Origin of the sequence: Ruania rhizosphaerae (genome assembly GCF_009805705.1) — a bacterium.
Classification (GTDB): domain Bacteria; phylum Actinomycetota; class Actinomycetes; order Actinomycetales; family Beutenbergiaceae; genus Ruania; species Ruania rhizosphaerae.
Genome location: NZ_VSMB01000002.1, coordinates 285892 through 301527, shown reverse-complemented (window position 1 = coordinate 301527; position 15636 = coordinate 285892). Strand labels below are relative to the sequence as shown.

Below are 15636 nucleotides of genomic sequence, written 5' to 3'. Positions count from 1 at the left end.
CCCTGGGTGGGCTGGCGCTCAGCCCGCCAGCACCCGCTCCGCGAATCTCGCCACTGCGAGCACCAGATCATCGGAGTGGCGCGGTCCGACGATCTGGAGTCCCACCGGCAGCCCGGCCGACGTCGTCCCGCACGGGATGGAGATCGCCGGTTGCTGAGTCATGTTGAACGGGTACGTGAACGGCGTCCATTGCGGCCAGCTGGTCAGGTCGCTACCCGGGGGAACGTTGTGCCCGGCCTCGAACGCCGCGATGGGCATGGTGGGGGTGATCAGCACGTTGTGGGTGCGGTGGAAGGCGCCCATCCGGATCCCCAGCTCGGCCGCCACTGCCCGCGCCTGCAGGAACTGCACCGCGGTGGCGTCGAGGCCCGCGTCCCAGACCTTCCCCAGTCCCGGGTCGATACCCTCCCGCGCTCCGGGCATGGTGTTCAGCAGCGTCGCCGCGCCTGCCGCCCACAGCAACTCGAAGGCCTCGATCGGGTCCTCGATGTCCGGGTCGGCCTCGGTCACCACCAGCCCTGCGCCGGCGAGTGCTTGCACGGCCCGGTCCACCACGGCCGCCACCTCGGGATCCACCTGCGCGAATCCGAGGTCCTTCGAGTACGCCACCCCGAGCCCGGCCACGTCCCGGTTCACCTCACCGCGATACGTCGACCGTGGCGGAGCGAGCGCGGTCGGGTCGCGGTGATCAGGAAGCACCAGGATGTCCATTAACAGCGCAGCGTCGTCCACGGTGCGGGTCATCGGTCCCGCGTGCGCCAACGGCCCGAACGGACTTGCCGGGTACAGCGGAATCCGCCCATGCGTGGGTTTGAGGGCCACGATCCCGCAGAACGAGGCTGGGATGCGGACGGAACCTCCGCCGTCGGTCCCCACGGAGACCGGCCCCATGCCCGCCGCCACGGCCGCGGCTGAGCCGCCGGACGATCCTCCTGCGGTCAACGCCGGGTCCACCGGGTTGCGCGTGATGCCGAACGCGGGGGAGTCGGTAGTGGCCTTCCACGCCAACTCGGGCGTGGTGGTCTTGCCGAGGAAGACCATGCCGTCCTCCCGCAACCGTGCGGCCACGGGGGAGTCGACCTCCCACGGCTGGTCCGGTGAGACGGCGGCCGACCCGCGCAGCGTGGGCCACCCCTTCGTGAGGAAGATGTCCTTGATGGAGATCGGGACGCCGTCGAGGAGCCCCTGCACATGGCCGGAGTGCCACCGCTGCTCGGACTCGCGCGCTTGCGCCAGGGCGTTCTCGGCATCGACCAGGCAGTATGCGTTCAGCTGGTCGTTGCGTGCCTCGATCGCTTCCAGGCACGCCTCGGTGGCCTCCACCGGGCTGAGGGTGCCGCTGCCGTAGGCGGTCACCAGCTCGACGGCGGTCATCTCGTTCGGGTTCACGTCTGGCTCCTCGTGGTGGGCACGTAACCGAGCTCGGTATCGACGACGTTGCGCAACTCTTCCCCCCGCTGCCACCTGCCGAGGTTGTCGGCGAACAGGGCGTCGAGCTCGTCCCGCCAGCCTCGCACGTCTCCAGACTGGTGGGCGCTGATGCTCACGCCAGGCAGGCTCCACAGTGGATGGTCGGCGGGTAGCGGCTCGGGGTCGGTCACATCGAGGACTGCCCCGGCGATGGCGCCCTCCTCCAGGGCGCGCACCAGGTCACCGGTGCGGACCAGCTCCCCGCGGCCGACGTTGATCAGCCGCGCATGCTCGCCCATCGCGGCGAACGCCTGCGCGTCGAACATCCCGCGGGTGCTCTCGGTCAGCGGTGCCACGGCCACCACCCAGTCGAACTCGGGCAGGGCGCCGAGCAGATCGTCGGTGACGTGCCCGAAGTCCGGATCGTCGGTGATCACGCGCCGCCCGGCCCCGCGCACCTCGATCCCCACCGCGCGCAGCAGTCGCGCGATGGAGCGCCCGATGGCACCGGTGCCCACCACCAGCACGCGCTGCCCGGCCACCCGGTCGGACTCGCGATGCTGCCACCGGTGCTCACGCTGGGCGTCCCACGAGTGCCGGAACCCCTTGGCGCCGGAGATGATCTGCCCGAGCACATACTCGGCGATCGCGTCGTCGAACACGCCGCGTGAGTTGGTCACCCTCACGTCGCTGGCGATCAGGTCCTCGAAGAGCACCGGGTCCACGCCCGCGGCTGCCACGTGCACCCACCGCAGCGCATCGGCCGCCGGCCAGGCCCCGCGGAGCGCATGGCTGAGGAAATGGTGCAGGTACAGCACCTCCGCCCCGGGCAGGGCATCGGCGAGGTGGGCCTCGTCGGCGAAGGAGACGTCGGCCAGGCCGGAGACCGTATCCAGGCCGGGGGAGCGGGGCTGGGATCCCTCGTGCAGGACGAGGACGCGGGCTGGCTCAGACACATTGACAACGTATGAGCGGGTCGTACTATTGTCAACAATCCGAATCCGGCGTGGGTTCGTGTTCTCGGGAGGCCGGTATTGGAACTGGACGGCGCGGAGTTCGAAGGACCGCTGGCTCAACGTGGCATCGGGATCATCGCGCCGTTCGACCTGGCGCTGGAACGGGAACTGTGGCGGTGGTGCCCGCTCGAGGTGAGCCTGCACCTGGCGCGCACCCCGTTCGAGCCGGTCCCGGTGAGCCTGGAGATGGCCGAGCGGGTCTCCGATCGCACTCACCTGCGGCGCGCCACCCAGGACGTACTGGGCACCGAGCCCGAAGTCGTGGCCTACCTGTGCAACTCCGGCAGCTTCATCCACGGCCTCGGCTACGAGCGCAGCCTGGTCGAGGCGATCCTGGAGGCGGGTGCTCCCGCCGCGCTCACCACCTCCGGCGCACTAGCCGAGGCGATCCGGGCGCTGGACCTGAGCCGGATCAGCGTCATCACCCCCTACGACGAGCCCCTCACTCTGCGACTGCACGCCTACCTGGCCGAGCTCGGTGTGGACGTCATCCGCTCCAACCACCTGGGCCTGGGTGGCGGGATCTGGAAGGTCAACTACCGCACGGTGGCCGAGCGGATCATGGCCGCCGATGCGCCCGAGTCGCAGGCAGTGTTCGTCTCCTGCACCAACCTGCCCACCTACGATGTGATCGACCCGCTGGAACGGCGCCTCGGCAAGCCCGTGCTCACCGCGAACCAGCTGACCATCTGGGCCTGCCTGGCCCGGATGGGACTGCCGATGATGGGGCCAGGGCAATGGCTCAGCTCCGTCTTCGCGCCTTCACCAGAAAACACGACCCCCGACGACGGCCTCTCACCCGAGGATGTCCCTCGCCCCGACCACATGGCACCACCCGTACAGGAACCCCGCCCATGACCACCACCATCGGGTTCATCTACCCCGACCATGCCGCCGAGGACGACTACCCCTACGCCGCCGGGCTGCTCGGGGTACACCTGGCCGTGACCCACATCTACGGCACCGACCTGCACGCCGTCCCCGAACTGCTCGACCTGGGCAGCCCGCAGCGGCTGGCCGCCGGCGCCCACCAACTCGCGGCCGATCACCCGCAGGCCGTGGTGTGGGCCTGCACCTCCGGCAGCTTCGTCTACCGCCCCGACGGCGCAGCTCACCAGGTCCGTCAGCTCGCCGAGGCAGCGGGCGTCCCCGCCTCCAGCACCAGCTTCGCCTTCACCCACGCCTGCCACGCCCTGGGCGTGAGGAAGGTGGCCGTGGCGGCCAGCTACCCCGACGACGTCGCGTCCCTGTTCGTCGATTTCCTCGCCTCTGCCGGGGTTGAGGTGGTCAGCACCAGCAGCGCCGGGATCGACACGGCTGCCGAGGTGGGGCGCTTGAGCGGTGAGCGGGTGCTCGCACTCGCCGAGGTGAACGACCACCCCGACGCCGAGGCATTGCTGATCCCGGACACCGCGATGCACACCCTGCGTGAGTTGCCGATGCTGGAGGAACGGTTGGGTAAACCGGTGCTCACCGCGAACCAAGTGACGGTATGGGAAGGGCTGCGACTGGTGGGCCAGCGGGCTCAGCACCCGGCGCTCGGGGCGCTCTTCGGAGGCGACCATGCTGCGTGAGCGCTGCCCGGGCTCGACCACTGGCCGCCGGGACGACGCCGGCCGAGGTGACCATGCTCCCTGAACCCTCACCTGCGCACCGGATGTCGACCGCCGAGCTGATCGCCGAACAGCTGCGATCGGCGATCCTCGCCGGCACCCTCGCCCCGGGCGAGCAGCTCGGCGAGGCCGAGATCGCGACCCGCTTCGAGGTCTCCCGCGGACCCGTGCGAGAGGCGTTGCAGCGACTGGTCTCCGAGGGGATCGCGCACAGCGTCCGCCATCGCGGGATCTTCGTACCCGAGCTGACCCTGACCGACATGGTGGACGTGTACCGCACCAGGGCCGCGATCGAACGCGGAGCCGGCCGGTTGATCCTCGCCGGTGACCGGGACGCGGCATGGCGGGCTCTGGGTCGCCCGCTGCAGACGATGGCCCGTGCTGCTGATCGCGGGGACGCCACCGCCGTGTCCAACGCCGACCAGATCTTCCACGAGGTGTTCGTCGACGCCGCGGACAGCCCGAGGCTGGCCCGGGCGATGCGCACCCTGCTGGTCGAGACCCGGATCTGCCTCGGCGAGCTGCAGACCACCTATCCGGATCTGGCCGAACAGGTACGCGAGCACGAGGAGTGGCGCGAGACCATCCGCACCGGAACACCCGAGGCGATGGACGCCGTCATCAGCCATCACCTGGACGACGCCGTGCAGCGCCTGCAGGAGAAGCTGGCCGGCTCCTGAGCGCTGCGGGACTCAGGTCCCAGCTGAACTCCAGCCCGACCGGCTACCCTCGGCGGTGTGAACGAGGAGACCGACCCGAGCCCCGAGGCCGCGCCGTCGACCCTCCGTCGTCACGAGGAACGCTTGCTCGGTGGGCCCGGAACGATGACTGTGGCGGAGTTCGCCGCGGCCGCCGAAGTACCCCAGCACCTCGTGCACAACTACTGGCGTGCCCTCGGGTTCGCCGACGTGCCCGCTGACGCGCACCCGTTCACCGACGCCGACGTGACCGCATTGCGCGACCTCGTGGACGTCGTCACCGAGGGCGGGATGAGCCTGACCACAGCGCAGGACCTCGTGCGTGCGCTCGGGCACTCCATGGACAGGCTCGTGCTGTGGCAGGTCGAGGCGCTCGTGCAGGACGCCACCGTGCGCTACTCCCTGGACGACGTCAGTGCTCGGCTGGTGGTGCTGGACCGGCTGGTCGAACTGAGTCCGATGCTGCGCGACCAGCTCGACTACGCCTGGCGGCGCCAGCTCGTGGCGCTGCTCGGGCGGATCGACAAGGACGTCGCGCTGCTCGGCAACGAGGCGCCCGATCCGGGGCAGCTTCCGCTGGAACGGGCTGTCGGTTTCATCGATATCGTCTCCTACACCACGCGTGCGGCCGATATGGACCGGGCCGCGTTGACGACACTGGTCCAGGACTTCGAGACCGTGGCGCGTGATGTCGTCGCGCAGCACGGCGGGCGGGTGGTCAAGACCATCGGTGATGCGGTGTTGTTCGTGGCCGACGACCTGCTCACCGGTGTGCGCACCGCGACGGGGCTGGTGGGTGCGATGGCCGAACGGGACCTGCCGGTGCGCGGGTCGGTGGTGTGGGGGCGCGTCCTGTCACGCTCGGGTGACATCTTCGGACCGGTGGTGAATCTCGCCTCTCGGCTGACCGATATCGCCGATCCGGGCTGCGTCCTGATGGACGACGTCTCTGCGGCATTGCTGGAAGGTGACTCCACCGCCCAGGGCGTGGTGCTGGAACCCTTGGCCGGCCGCGCCGTTCCGGGACTCGGAGAGGTGCACCCGGTCCTCGTGCGCCGTCGGGAGTGAACGACCGGTGAGTTCTGGTCCGCCCTCCGGGGCGGCCTCTGACCTGGCGAAAGGGAGAAGTCGGCCGGGTCGATCTGGCACGACGGGCAGGCCATGGCATTAGCATGGCACTGTGACCCGAGTTCTATTAGCAGAAGATGACCCGGCCATTGCCGAGCCGCTGGCCCGGGCGCTGACGCGTGAGGGGTATGACGTGTCGGTGCACGGCACGGGCCGTGGGGCGATCGATGAAGCCAGCCACGCGGACCTGTTCGTCCTCGATCTGGGCCTGCCCGACATGGATGGCCTCGACGTGGCCCGGTGGATCCGGAACCAGGGAATGACCACCCCGATCCTGGTCCTGACCGCGCGCGCCGACGAGGTCGACCTGGTGGTCGGGCTCGACGCCGGCGCCGACGACTACGTGACCAAGCCGTTCCGGCTGGCTGAACTGCTCGCACGGGTGCGGGCGCTGCTGCGGCGCGCGGGAGCGGACGGGGTGGAGTCGGAGGAGATCGGCGCCCAGGACGTCCGGGTGGATGCGGCCGCCCACCGCGCGTTCCAGGGTGAGCGCGAGCTGCAGCTGACGGCCAAGGAGTTCGAGCTGCTGCGGGTGCTGGTGCGTGAGGCCGGTTCGGTCGTCTCGCGGGACACGCTGATGCGGGAGGTGTGGGCCTCCGATCCCAACGGGTCGACCAAGACCCTCGACATGCACGTCTCGTGGCTGCGCCGCAAGCTCGGCGACGATGCGAACGCGCCCCGCTACATCTCCACCATCCGTGGCATGGGATTCCGGTTTGAGGACGGGGTGAGCTGACCTGCGCCGACGCGTCCTGACGGTCGCGATGGCGGCTGTGACCGTCGCCGTCATGTTCCTCGGACTTCCGATGGGGATTTTCGGGGCGCTCAAGGAGCAGGAGAGCATCCGTCAGAATCTGCAGGTGCGGACCGAGTCGGTGACGCGATCGGTCGAGGGACGCATCGGGCTGAACGCGCCGGTGGACCAGGACTACCTGGACCGGTGGGTGGACGAGGACTCGGGCACCCCTGCCCGGATCACGATCGAGATGCCCAACGGCGAAGTGGTCATCGCCGGTCCGGACGTGGGGCCCTCGGACGAGACGTTCGCCGCCTCCAGCACCTCACCCTCGGGTGCGCTGGTCGTCTTGGAGGTCAGTGGGTCCTTGCTGTTCTGGCGGGGAGCGCAGGTCGTGTTCCTCGTCACCGGACTGAGTGTGCTGGCCTTCGCGGGGGCAGCCATGGTGGCGTTGCGCCTGGCCCGGCGGCTGGCGGCACCGCTGATCTACCTGGCCGCCAGTGCCGAGCAGATCGGTTCCGGGCAGGTCCGGCCGCGCCTGGAACCGTCTGGGGTGGAGGAGATCGATCTCGTCGCCGCTGAGCTGGCGCGGACCTCGGACCGGTTGGCTGGCCGGATCGCTGCCGAGCGTCAGTTCGCCGCGAACGTCTCCCACCAGCTGCGCACCCCGTTGACGGCGCTGTCGATGCGGTTGGAGGAGATCCAACTACTCAGCGACGACGAGGAGGTCAGGGAGGAGGCGCGCATCTCCCTGGAGCAGGTGGAACGGCTGGTCCATGTGGTCGGCGACCTGCTGAAAGCCTCCCGAAAGGCTGACGGCGGCACCACCGAGGCGCTGCACCTGGACGAGGTCTTCGACCAGCAGCGTGACGAATGGGTGCCCACCTACGCCCGAGTCGGTCGGACCCTTGAATTCGGTGACGCCAAGGACATCTCGGTGCTGGCGACCCCGGGTGCGCTGGCGCAGGTGCTGGCGACGCTGCTGGAGAACTCCCTCAAGTACGGCGAGGGCACCACCTCGGTGCGGGTGCGGCCCTCGAAGTCGGGTGCCGACACGGGAGTGGTGATCGAGGTTGCCGACGAGGGACCCGGCGTGGCCGACGACCTCGCACCGCGGATCTTCGAACGGCACGTCACCTCCGGCAAGGGCACCGGGCTCGGACTCGGGCTCGCGCGCGACCTCGTCACTGCCGACGGAGGCCGGCTCGAGCTGGCCCAGCGCCGCCCCCCGGTGTTCGCGATCTTCCTCAACGCCGTGCCGAAACGACTGGACCCGGACAAGGTCCTGCCGCCCGGGTCGCTGGTGGTGGTGGGGCGCCGGCGCAGGCGTCGCTGATCGGTTCTCGTCCCGCACTGCTCCACGCGCTGTCCGGGCATCGGCCGCCACCGTCCGCAGCACCCGCGCACCGGCCACCGGCGTATTGGAATCCCGGTGCGGTGCTCGAATCCCGATGCGCCTCCCTACACCGGGATTCCGATGCCGTACTGGGATTCGAACGCGCTACTGGCGCACGACGCTACGCGCACGTCCCCGCTCCGCCGCGCTCCTGCTGGCCGCCGACGATCCCGTGAACACCCAGTACCGGTAGGCGACATAGCGGAACGCGGTGCCCAGCACCAGGCCGACCCCGTTGGCCGAGATGTTGTCCGCGAGGGGTGAGGTGAAGCCCAGCAGGTAGTGCGAGACCGCCAGGCAGCCGACGGCGATCGCCATCCCGATCACGTTGACCACCGCGAACTGCACGAGCTCCTTGCTGCGTGCTGCCGGGGTTTCCTCGCTGCGCTTGGCGGCGAAGGCCCAGTACCGGTTGCCCAACCATGCGACCAGCACGGCCACGCTGACCGAGATCACTTTGGCGGTGAGTGGCTTGTGCGCGAGGATCTCGCCCGGTCCGAACCGCAGGAGGTTCATCAGCCCGGTGTCGACCACGAAGGCGATGAGCCCGACGGTCCCGAATCGGAACAGCTCCCCGATCCAGGTACGCAGCCGGCGCCACGTCAGGGCCTTCTGGGCCGTCCGGGCGCGAGCGGAGACGCCATCGGGTGAGTTCATGGCGCCCATCCAGCCAGGATAACCGCCCGGTCCACCCCGAACGGATGACCGGAACGACGCGGCTTCGGCGTCCTGCGGTGCGATGCTGCCGCAGACGACGCATCCATGTCGCTCCGGTCAAGGACGCCCCGCGCCGGCGCGCGCTGTGAACGCCACCGCAGCCAACCGGCCGGTGCAGCGGGGAGCCGCACGTGAGCTCTGCGTCGCTGGGTGAGCCGCCCGAGTCGGTAGGCTGAGCCCCCATGGGACCAGTCGTAGCCGTGGTAGGGGGCGGACAGCTCGCCCGAATGATGGCCGAGCCCGCCGGGGCGCTGCAGATTCGGCTCCAGGCGCTGGTGGAGGCTGATGATGGTGCCACCGCGCAGGTCGTCCCATACTCCCAAGTCGGGCGCGCCGATGATGCTGCTGCAGTGGCGCAGATCGTCGAGGGTGCCGACGTGCTTACGTTCGAGCACGAACACGTCCCACAGCCGGTGCTGGCCGACCTCATCTCCCGTGGGGTGAACGTCCAGCCCGGCCCCGAGGCCCTGCGCCACGCCCAGGACAAGATCATCATGCGCCGCCGGATGACCGAGCTGGGAGTGCCATGCCCGCGGTGGACCGCCGTCTCCTCGGTGGCTGAGCTGCGCGAGCAGGACGCTGTGCGCTGGCCCCTGGTGGCCAAGACCCCCGTCGGTGGCTACGACGGCAAGGGTGTGCAGGTGCTCGACTCATCCGACGATGCCGAACGGGTTGCCACCTGGTTCGATCACCCGCGCGGTGAGGTGCTGCTCGAGGAGCGCGTGGAGTTCCGCCGCGAGCTTGCCGTGCTCGTCGCCCGTCGCCCCACCGGTGAGATGCGCTCCTGGCCGGTGGTCGAGACGATCCAGACCGGTGGTGTGTGCGCCGAGGTGGTCGCTCCCGCGCCCGACATCCCGGACCACGTCGCCCAGGACGCCGTCGACGTCGCTGAGAAGATCGCCGAGGGGCTTGGTGTCACCGGCGTGCTGGCGGTGGAGATGTTCGAAGCCTCCGACGGCGTGATCCTCGTCAACGAGCTGGCGATGCGCCCCCACAACAGCGGTCATTTCACCATCGACGCCGCGGTGACGAGCCAGTTCGAGCAGCACCTGCGCGCGGTGCTCGACCTGCCATTGGGGGAGACCGCCATGACTGCCGAAGTGGCCGTCATGGTGAACCTGCTCGGCTCCGATCTCGAGGACCCGTCGAGCGCCTACCCCCGCCTGATGGCCGAGTACCCCGAGGCCAAGGTGCACCTGTACGGCAAGTCGGTGCGCCCCGGACGCAAGCTCGGCCACGTCACGGTGACCGGGACGGACCTGCCCACGGTGCGCCGTCGGGCCCGAGAGGCAGCAGCGCTGCTGGGAGGACGTTGACATGAGCGCGATCGTCGGTGTGGTGATGGGCTCGGACTCGGATTGGCCGGTGATGTCTGACGCGGTGGAGGCGCTCGCCGAGTTCGACGTCGAGGTGGAGGTGGATGTCGTCTCCGCGCATCGGATGCCGCAGGAGATGATCTCCTACGGTGAGCAGGCTGCCGAACGCGGGCTGCGGGTGATCATCGCCGGCGCCGGGGGTGCCGCGCATCTGCCGGGCATGCTGGCCGCGGTCACGCCGCTGCCGGTGATCGGGGTGCCGGTGCCGTTGCGGCACCTGGATGGGATGGATTCGCTACTCTCGATCGTGCAGATGCCCGCAGGAGTGCCGGTCGCCACTGTCTCGGTAGGCGGCGCCCGCAATGCCGGCCTGCTGGCCGCCCGCATCCTCGGCGCAGGAGCCGATGACGGCGCAGCCCGGCTCCGGGAGAAGATGGGTCAGTTCCAGCAGGGGTTGCGAGAGACGGCACAGGCGAAGGGCGCCAAGCTGCGTGCTTCCCGCACGCACCGCACCGGTTTCGGCACCTGAGGGCGGCAGCCGCCGGACACAAAAGACGGTTGGGGACGGATCCGTGCCTGTAGTGGCACGGCGCCGCTGAGCGCTGTCAGTTCTGGACTGGGTCGACGGCGACAGTGTGCTCCGGGTCGACGGCGACAGCGTGCTCCGCGCGCTGGCCCGGCCCGGTAACAGGCCTCCCGAACGTGCTCAGGCCTCCCGCACCACGTACACCACCTGCGTGGCGGAGGCGATCAGCGTGACGTGATGGTCGTCGTCGGAGTACTCGGCCAGCACCCCGGACTGGGTGGAGACAGCGTGCTGCTCCTCGAACCCTGCCTCCGTGATCGCCTCCTGCGCGGCGCTGCCCTGATCCTCGGCCGCTACCAGGGCCACCCACTCGCTCCCGTCGGCAGTCGTGCGAGTGGCTCCGCGGGTCTGGCCGTCGACCACAGGCACGCTCGCGGGGAAGGTCTCCGGCAGGCCGTCGGTGAGGTCGAGCCCCTCGACGGCCTCCTCGATGGCATGCTCGACGACGTCACCTGCCTGCTCCTCGATGAACTGGCAACCCGAGATCGGGAGCGCCAGCGCAACGAGAGCCACGAGGAAGAGTCGGATGCGTGCCGTCATCTGCTCAGGATACGTCGCGTTCCCAGGTGGTCCGGCTAGGGTGCCGCGCGTGAGTGAGCAGCAGGGGATGGCGGCGGTTCCGCGTGGGCGATTGCGTCTGCTGGACGGCCTGCGCTTCTTCGCGGCGGTGGCTGTGCTGGGGTATCACTACGCCGCATTCGACCAGGTGGAGGGGCCCGTCTGGGGTGAGCCGGTGGAGGCCGCCACTGCTCGCGTGGGCGTGTGGTTCGGATACGGGGCGCTCGCGCCGTACCTGTTCTTCGTGATCAGTGGGTTCGTGATCCTCATGACGGCGGAGGGCCGGGGTTGGCGCTACTTCGTCGCCTCCCGCATCTCTCGCCTGTACCCGGCGTACTGGACGGCGGTGCTCGCCACGAGTGCGTTGCTGATCCTGATGTGGAATCCGGGTCGTGCCCCGAGTCTGGGGCAGGTGGCTGTGAACCTGACCATGTGGCAGGCCGCGTTCGAGGTGCCGCACGTGGACGGGGTCTACTGGACACTGTGGGTGGAGCTGAAGTTCTACCTGATCATGGGGCTGCTCGTGGCCCTGGGAGTCACGACCCGGCGGGTGATGTGGTTGGCGGCGCTGTGGCCGCTCGTCGCGTGGGGCTGCGCCGAGTCCGGGATGCCGTGGTTGTGGGACTGGCTGATCTACCGGCATGCGCCGTTCTTCGCCGGCGGGATGGTGCTGTACCTGCTCTACTCGCGTGGTCACACACCGTGGCGCTGGCTGGTGCTGCTGGGGAATGTGGCGCTCGCGGTGTGGCACACGGTGCCGGGACTCAGCGATCAGGTGGAGCAGAACACGCCCTATGCCCTGGATCCGTGGGTGCTGGGATCGCTGGTGGTGGGGTGCTTCCTGGCGGTCGGGCTGATCTCACTGACGGCGGCAGCACGGGTGGACTGGCGCTGGCTGACCACGGTCGGAGTGCTGACCTATCCGGTGTACCTGCTGCACCAGTATTGGGGGTGGTGGGCCATCGCGGGGCTGCGGGAGACGGTGGGCCCGGTGGTCAGCGTGGTGGCAGCCACGGCATTGTCGTTGCTGCTCGCATGGCTGGTGCACCGGTTCGTGGAGCGGCCGGTGGGGCCGCGGATCAAGCGCGGGGTGCTGCGGCTGCTGGGGGAGAGGCCGGCGCGGCGGGCGTGAAGGTGGGGCCGCTCAGGTGCTGTGGTTGGGGCCGCCTGGCCGGGCCCTGCCACGTTCAGACCGGCGGCGGCATCACCCGGGGTGACCTTGCCGTCGACGCCTGGCCGATCATCGACGGCAAGGTCACCCCGGGGGATGTGGTTGCCGGTATCGATAGGCTTCGCGCGGAGCGCTCGACGCGGGCGCCGCAGACCGATCAGGAGGGTATCGATGAGTCAGTGGTACTTCAGCTACCAGGGGGAGCGCACCGGGCCGTTCGAGGACGAGCAGGCGCGTGCGCAGGCGGCCTCCAACCCGAACGGTCACGTGTGGCGGGACGGGTTCGCGGAGTGGTTGCCGATTCACTCGGTGCCGGAGCTGGGTGCCGCAGCGACGCCGCCACCGCCGCCGGCCCCGAACTCGAGTTCTGCCCCAGGGCTTCGCCGCTCGGACGAGATCGACTTCCGCATCCTCGGTGAGGACATGCAGTTCGTCGAGATCGAGCTCGACCCGGGCGAGACGGCGATCGCCGAGGCCGGTGCCCTCATGATGAAGGATGCCTCCGTGCGGATGGACACCGTCTTCGGCGACGGGTCCGCGGCCGAGGGAGCCGGCGGCGGATTCATGGACAAGGTGCTCTCGGCCGGAAAGCGCGTCGTCACCGGGGAGTCACTGTTCACCACCATGTTCACCCACGAGGGTCAGGGAAAGGCGCACGTCTCGTTCGCGGCTCCATTCCCTGGCACCGTGCTGCCGATCAAACTCTCCGACCACGGCGGCCGGCTCATCTGCCAGAAGGACAGCTTCCTCGCCGGTGCGCGCGGAGTGTCCGTGGGCATCCACTTCCAGCGCAAGGTGATGACTGGCCTGTTCGGTGGCGAGGGTTTCATCATGCAGAAGCTCGAGGGCGACGGCTGGGTGTTCGTCCACGGCGGCGGCACGATGGTCGAGCGGGAACTGGGTGCGGGCGAGCGCATCGATGTCGACACCGGCTGCGTCATGGCCTACCACGACACTGTGGACATGGACGTGCGTCCGGTCGGTGGCGTGAAGTCGATGTTCTTCGGCGGCGAGGGCGTGTTCCTGGCGACGCTGACCGGTCCGGGCAAGGTGTGGCTGCAGTCGCTGCCGTTCTCGCGCATGGCGGGCCGGATGCTCGCCGCCGCACCGCAGACCGGCGGCCGGGACCGCGGTGAGGGCTCCGTGCTCGGCGGCTTCGGCAACCTGCTGGGCGGGGACAACCGCTTCTAGCGCCTCGCCTGCTCGCCCCGTCCCAGAAATTGCTCGTCGATCTGGTCGACCAGATCGACGAGCAATTTCGTGGGGGGAGCCAGATCGACGAGCGATTCCTGCCGGGGGAGCCAGATCGACGAAGGAGCCAGATCGACGAGCAATTTCAGGTGGGGTCAGGTGAGGCCGAGACGCGGGCCCTCGATCGCGGGGCAGGTGTCCATGACCACGTCCAGCCCGGCCTCGCGCGCCCGGGCGGCGGCCTCCTCGTCGATGACGCCGAGTTGCATCCAGACCGCCTTCGCTCCGCGGGCGATCGCCTCGTCCACCACGGCACCGGCCAGGTCGGAGTTGACGAAGATGTCGACGACGTCGATCTCGCCCGGCACGTCGGCCAGCGTGGCGTAGCCGGTAGCCCCGTGCACGGTCTCCGCCTTCGGGTGCACGGGAACGATCTCGTGGCCCAGGCCCTGCACGTAGGAGGCGATGCTGTACGCCGTGCGCGTGCGGTTGGCGGACAGCCCGACGACGGCCCACCGGCCGGGCGTACGTAGGAGCCGTTCGATCGTGGCCGGCTCGTTGGCGTGCTGGGTGTGGATGCTCATAGGAGGGGAACGCTGACGTGCCTGGGTCTCATTCCGGCTACCGCGACGGGATTCAAACGCGAGGGTCGGCGCAGGGGATCGCCGGAGGGGATCGAGTGCGCCCGGGCTCAGTATTCCTGCAGATCGCCCTCGGTGACCGTGCCATCGGCGACCGCCTCGAAGAACGCCGGCGCGAGGTCCGGATCGAGCAGCACCGTGGACCCCACCCCACCGGGCCGGTAGTCGAGGTTCGCCACCGGCGGAGTGCCGCGAACGCCGTCGGGGCCGGTGGCATTGCGGAACGCGAGGGCCATCTGCCCCAGGTCGATGATGCCGGTTCCCTCCGAGACCTGCAGCGCCCCGAGCCCGGCGCCGATGAGCCGCACCTGCTCGCCGGGACGGAACACCAGGGAGGGATCGACTACGGCGTCGGAGACGGCGCTGATCACCTGCTGCTGGCGCTGCGTGCGGCCGATGTCGCCGAGCGGGTCGGCCTTGCGCATCCGCGCGAACGCCAGCGCGGTGTCACCGTCGGCCATGTGGCAGCCGGCCTCCCACACCAGGTCGGAATCGGGATCGTCGACGTCGTAGTCCAGGCAGAGCTCGACACCACCGACCGCGTCGACCACGTCGGCCACCCCGCCCATGCCGATCTCGACGTAGTGGTCCACCTCGATACCGGTCAGCGTCTGCACCGAGTCCACGAGCAGCCCGGGGCCGCCGTAGGCGTAGGCGGCGTTGATCTTGTTCGGCCCGTATCCGGGGATGTCCACGAAGGTGTCGCGGGGGATGGAGATCAGGGACGCCGTGCCGCTGGGTGGCGCGGTGAGCAGGATGATCGTGTCGGTGCGCTCACCCCCGGTGGTGTCACCGGTCAGACCGGAATCCTCTCGTGAGTCCGAGCCGGCGAGCAGGTAGGTCGTCCCGTCGGTGCTGAGGTCGTCGTTCGTGGCTGCCACGTGGTTGATCTGGGAGTTCGCCCACACGAGCAGCCCGATCGGCCATGCGAGTGCCAGCACCAGCAGTAGCGCTACGACGGTGAGGATGCGACGGCGGCGCACGCGACGCCGTCGGGAAGGTCCGGTCGGCCCACCGGAACCACCTGAGCCGCCAGGACCACCAGGCCCGCTGGGCGGGGGCGCGTGCCGTTCCGGCGTGACGGCCGGGGCATGACGCACCGGACGGGCAGGCGGCGCCTCACTCACGGGCATGGCCCGGGTGCGGTCGACGGGCGGCTGGGCTGCGCCGTCGGCGGGCTTGCCACCGGGCGAGAAGCTGGGCGGACGCGCGGAGGTGCGGCGCACCTGCCGCTGCGCTGGGGCTCCGGCGGGAGACGCAGGCTTGCGTGGCGGGGCCTGGCGGGGTTCGGACGACGTGCCCTGATCCCCGGAGATCGGGCGCGCCGAACCACCTTCCCGAGCCCGGCTCTTCCCGCCGCTGCGGGGGCGACGCCCGGGCGCGCGCCGCGGTTCGTCGGCGAACGGGTCGTCCGTCATGCTCGCTCAGCTCCTCGATCGTTCCCGTCCCGCGGCAGCAC

Annotated in this window: 16 protein-coding genes; 10 read left to right on the top strand and 6 right to left on the bottom strand. The window is 69.8% G+C overall.

Annotated features, from left to right (window positions below; translation table 11 throughout):
• Positions 1-18 precede the first annotated feature (18 nt).
• Positions 19-1389, bottom strand: a complete 1371-nt coding sequence (locus tag FV560_RS04715) for an amidase (protein ID WP_159619906.1) — start codon at positions 1387-1389, stop codon at positions 19-21.
• Positions 1386-2366 carry a D-2-hydroxyacid dehydrogenase gene (locus tag FV560_RS04710; protein WP_200837531.1) on the bottom strand — a complete coding sequence of 327 codons (981 nt, stop codon included), beginning with the start codon at positions 2364-2366 and terminating at the stop codon, positions 1386-1388. Before FV560_RS04710 ends, FV560_RS04715 begins: the two co-directional genes overlap by 4 nt.
• Positions 2367-2444: 78 nt before the next feature.
• Between FV560_RS04710 and FV560_RS04705 the strand changes: the two genes are divergently transcribed.
• The 6 genes from FV560_RS04705 (at position 2445) to FV560_RS04680 (ending at position 7937) form a co-directional block, all read left to right on the top strand.
• A complete protein-coding gene (locus FV560_RS04705; protein WP_159619904.1) occupies positions 2445-3284 on the top strand; it encodes a maleate cis-trans isomerase family protein in 840 nt (279 codons plus the stop codon).
• Complete coding sequence (locus FV560_RS04700; RefSeq protein ID WP_159619902.1) at positions 3281-4000, top strand: maleate cis-trans isomerase family protein; 720 nt, start codon at positions 3281-3283, stop codon at positions 3998-4000. The genes FV560_RS04705 and FV560_RS04700 overlap by 4 nt, the downstream gene beginning before the upstream one ends.
• Positions 3997-4719: a GntR family transcriptional regulator gene (locus FV560_RS04695; protein WP_235019931.1), complete on the top strand. Its 723-nt coding sequence runs from the start codon at positions 3997-3999 to the stop codon at positions 4717-4719. Before FV560_RS04700 ends, FV560_RS04695 begins: the two co-directional genes overlap by 4 nt.
• Positions 4720-4776: 57 nt before the next feature.
• Positions 4777-5805 carry an adenylate/guanylate cyclase domain-containing protein gene (locus FV560_RS04690; RefSeq protein ID WP_159619900.1) on the top strand — a complete coding sequence of 343 codons (1029 nt, stop codon included), beginning with the start codon at positions 4777-4779 and terminating at the stop codon, positions 5803-5805.
• Positions 5806-5917: 112 nt separating this feature from the next.
• Positions 5918-6601, top strand: a complete 684-nt coding sequence (locus tag FV560_RS04685; RefSeq protein WP_159619898.1) for a response regulator transcription factor — start codon at positions 5918-5920, stop codon at positions 6599-6601.
• A 28-nt stretch (positions 6602-6629) separates the two neighbouring features.
• Positions 6630-7937 (top strand): ATP-binding protein, encoded by a 1308-nt coding sequence (locus FV560_RS04680; RefSeq protein ID WP_338049691.1) that lies wholly within the window; start codon positions 6630-6632, stop codon positions 7935-7937.
• Between the two features lie 165 nt (positions 7938-8102).
• On the opposite strand, the gene FV560_RS04675 is transcribed toward FV560_RS04680, so the two are convergent.
• Entirely contained in the window at positions 8103-8663 is a 561-nt protein-coding gene (locus tag FV560_RS04675; RefSeq protein WP_235019930.1) for a GtrA family protein, read from the bottom strand.
• A 233-nt stretch (positions 8664-8896) separates the two neighbouring features.
• Here FV560_RS04675 and FV560_RS04670 point away from each other — a divergent pair, with 233 nt between their 5' ends.
• Entirely contained in the window at positions 8897-10030 is a 1134-nt protein-coding gene (locus tag FV560_RS04670; protein ID WP_159619896.1) for a 5-(carboxyamino)imidazole ribonucleotide synthase, read from the top strand.
• A 1-nt stretch (position 10031) separates the two neighbouring features.
• Entirely contained in the window at positions 10032-10559 is a 528-nt protein-coding gene (purE, locus tag FV560_RS04665; RefSeq protein WP_159619894.1) for a 5-(carboxyamino)imidazole ribonucleotide mutase, read from the top strand.
• Positions 10560-10736: 177 nt separating this feature from the next.
• On the opposite strand, the gene FV560_RS04660 is transcribed toward purE, so the two are convergent.
• Entirely contained in the window at positions 10737-11156 is a 420-nt protein-coding gene (locus FV560_RS04660; protein WP_159619892.1) for a hypothetical protein, read from the bottom strand.
• A gap of 49 nt (positions 11157-11205) precedes the next feature.
• Between FV560_RS04660 and FV560_RS04655 the strand changes: the two genes are divergently transcribed.
• A complete protein-coding gene (locus FV560_RS04655; protein WP_159619890.1) occupies positions 11206-12306 on the top strand; it encodes an acyltransferase family protein in 1101 nt (366 codons plus the stop codon).
• 210 nt (positions 12307-12516) lie between these two features.
• The gene (locus tag FV560_RS04650; RefSeq protein ID WP_159619888.1) at positions 12517-13536 is read left to right on the top strand and encodes a TIGR00266 family protein; all 1020 of its coding nucleotides are present in this window, start codon (positions 12517-12519) and stop codon (positions 13534-13536) included.
• Positions 13537-13691: 155 nt separating this feature from the next.
• On the opposite strand, the gene FV560_RS04645 is transcribed toward FV560_RS04650, so the two are convergent.
• Both FV560_RS04645 and FV560_RS04640 read right to left on the bottom strand, forming a co-directional pair.
• A complete protein-coding gene (locus FV560_RS04645) occupies positions 13692-14120 on the bottom strand; it encodes a CoA-binding protein (RefSeq protein WP_159619886.1) in 429 nt (142 codons plus the stop codon).
• 107 nt (positions 14121-14227) lie between these two features.
• Positions 14228-15595, bottom strand: coding sequence for an LCP family protein (locus FV560_RS04640; RefSeq protein WP_235019929.1), 1368 nt, complete (start codon positions 15593-15595; stop codon positions 14228-14230).
• Positions 15596-15636 lie beyond the last annotated feature (41 nt).